Source organism: Bradyrhizobium sp. S69 (genome assembly GCF_009766005.1).
In the GTDB taxonomy this organism is placed as follows: Bacteria; Pseudomonadota; Alphaproteobacteria; order Rhizobiales; family Xanthobacteraceae; genus Bradyrhizobium.
The window spans coordinates 1-2739 of record NZ_LMUK01000022.1 but is presented as its reverse complement, the minus strand read 5'-3'; the positions used below and the strand labels follow the sequence as shown (position 1 = coordinate 2739).

1 protein-coding gene and 2 pseudogenes are annotated in these 2739 nt (G+C 49.7%); all 3 read right to left on the bottom strand.

Translation table 11 applies throughout. From position 1 onward, the window contains the following. Positions 1-96, bottom strand: a pseudogene (locus tag GSQ88_RS07275) (Rieske 2Fe-2S domain-containing protein); the annotation flags it as partial. A 17-nt stretch (positions 97-113) separates the two neighbouring features. Next, positions 114-2426: a P-loop ATPase, Sll1717 family gene (locus GSQ88_RS07270; RefSeq protein ID WP_159006710.1), complete on the bottom strand. Its 2313-nt coding sequence runs from the start codon at positions 2424-2426 to the stop codon at positions 114-116. Positions 2427-2546: 120 nt separating this feature from the next. Beyond that, positions 2547-2739 (bottom strand): annotated as a pseudogene (locus GSQ88_RS07265) (hypothetical protein); the annotation flags it as partial.

Here is a 2739-nt window from a genome sequence, read left to right as displayed (position 1 = left end):
CTTGACGCGCTTGGGGTCGAACCAGGATTGCCCGTTGCGCATGTCGAATTCCCAGCCATGCCAGGGACAGCGCAGCATTTCGCCGGCCCGGGAGCGAGACGCCAGCCAAAGTGCTATAGGTTAAGCGCTGGAAAAAACGCTGGATTTAAGACGTAGATCAGCGACTGCTCATGCTTGGAAATCAAGACCTTTAGCAGTTTCATGTCATAGCCAACGTCAAATATATAGCGAGAGTTTTCGCTCCCAACCTTGATCCCCAGAAAGCCGTAGTAGAGCAGGAACTCAATGACCGAGCCGATACTCTCTGCCAGGATGTCTGCTCCCTTTAAAATCGCACCCAAGCGCGACCGATCAAAACGATCGCCTTCGCCAATGAAATGATACAAAAGCGCGGTATCACTCCCAATGATGTCGGTTAACTCTTGATCCGCTTCTGTAATAAGATCCAGCGAGTATGCTTTCAGACCTTTCTCAAGGTCCGCCTGCTCAATTCGCTCTCTTCCGAGATTAACAGCAAACCCTCGGCAATGCGCCAACATTTTCAATAGATTGCGCGGTCGCATAAGCGATCGATCGATTAAGTATTGCGACGTTTCCTCACCACTATATTGACTTATGCAAACCTGCGCCCAGACCCGCTCGAACGCAGTATCCTCTGGGAGACCGTTCTGAATCATTCTTCTTCTAACCAATTCTCTGAGAAGATCAGAATCGGTCCAATCCAGCGTGGCCCGACTCTCCTTCCCATAATCGGCGGATGTCTCCACTAGAAGTTGATACACATCATTGCGTACGAAAACTACGCAATGAAAGTCGTGACCATCCCTTTGCACTTCTCTTTGAATTTTCCGTGCTGCATCGATTAAACTGCGAAGAATTAGAGTATCGTTACCTGTTATTCCGTGCGACGACCAACCCTTATCGAGATTGTCGAAAAGAACCCACACTGCATTTTTGAATTTCAAGTAAGAAGAAAGCGCATCTCGAATTTCGCGGATATTGTGCTTGTAAATCAGTTCAGTTACTTGTTGAGCCGTTAATCGCTGATCTTTTCCCGTCCCAAAGCCTTTTTGAAATTTTGCCGCCAATTCCCTCGATAACGCCAGCAACCGCTCAGAGAAATCGCCCTCACCGGCGTCTCCCGCACTATATGCATCCAAAAGTCGGCGGTAAGGTTTGTACAGCCGCCCATCGCGAGTGTGCCGCTCCTTATCTTTTTCAAGTACCTTGTAGCAAATCTCCAAATACAAAACATACTCGAAAAATGCTGTAATCAGGTGCGTTTTGGCGCCTTCAGCGAGAAAAACTAGAACATCCTCCTTGAGCCTGATGAGTTGATAACCCTCAGGTTTCAAATCAACTACAATGTTTTGAGAGTTCGCTCTCTTCTCGTTCCGCAGCTGAGAGAACAAAGCTGTCTTACCAGCGCCTTTTCGACCGACAACTAAATTCACTTCGCCACGCGAGGCACGACCAAACTCGTCCGTGCGCAAGAAGTACTTTGCAAGAGTCTGAAATTCGTTCTCGGCGATGGGATCACCAAGAGAAAGTTGAGCAAGGAAATTTCCCGCGGGAATGGGTAGCGGCTCGACTGCTTGTAGCCTTTCTGTAACATCGAGAGCCAATTCACCTATTTGGTCGGCGATGTCTTCTGCTCGCGTGTATGTTTTTACGATATCGCGAACGTCTAGCGGAGCGGGCCCATTCGACGGTTGCAGGATCACCGTCGCTTTTCCCATCGCGAGAGCTACGCCGGCAACAAATGCGGCACGAATGTTGTGGAGGTCAGCGTCAGCAAAGTCCTTTGATAGCAGCGGGACAACCACACCCAAGGAAGCCGCAATATCGTCAACGGCCTTGATGGCGGACAAACGCGGCTCTTCCTGGGGAAAAAAGTTTCTAAAACCCAGCCTAGCCTTCTTGACGCGTGAAACAATCCCCAGCATCGCCTGACCCATGGTCGGCGTATTCAGAACATAAATCGGAGCTTTGACGTTAATAGCCGAAGTTAATCTAATCGCTCCCTCGTCGCTGGCATTAAGCAAAAGCCCCGCGAGATCCTCCTCATTTGAATACGGTTCAAAACCCAGAGTATCGAATATTCCGATTCTATCTATTAGCTCCACTTCTCGGCGGAAGTTACTATTACGCGTAATGTGCACCCGTTTCCCAAGGCCAATTGCGTAGCCGATTTCAAACGTAACGTTGAAATTAAGGGCTGTTACGTCCGCAAATAGAATGTCACATTGATTTATCTGTTGAAAAATAGGATCGGTTAGCGGTCGACCAGCGATGTCGTTCTCGACCCAGAGATGCAATTCTACGTTATTGCCTCGAGTGGCAACCAGGCGTCCTGCTCCGCTAATGGCTTGCTTCACCTCTATGAGTGCCGCCGGGTAAGCGAAAAATATCTTTCTTAAATCCATGCTCGAAAACTCGTCAGCGGGAGATTCGCTAACATACTACATTTCACCGAATCTTTCACCAATAGTTGTAGGACACCGCCGTCGCACGCGTGCTGCACTAATATCCTTTGGAAGCGCCGCTCAGGTCTCGACGATGACGTAGCTGTCCTCGATATGCACCGGAAAGGTTTCGGCCACATAGGGGCCTTTGGCCATTCCTTCGGCGAGCTCTTGCGCAAGTTCTTGCGCAAGTTCCTGGCCACTTTCGACCGCGACCGGAAAAGAGCGCACCTTGACGCGCTTGGGGTCGAACCAGGATTGCCCGTTGCGCATG

Bases quoted from the DNA above. Each gene is read 5' to 3' on its own strand.
- GSQ88_RS07270 (WP_159006710.1), bottom strand. From the start codon at position 2,426: ATGGATTTAAGAAAGATATTTTTCGCTTACCCGGCGGCACTCATAGAG.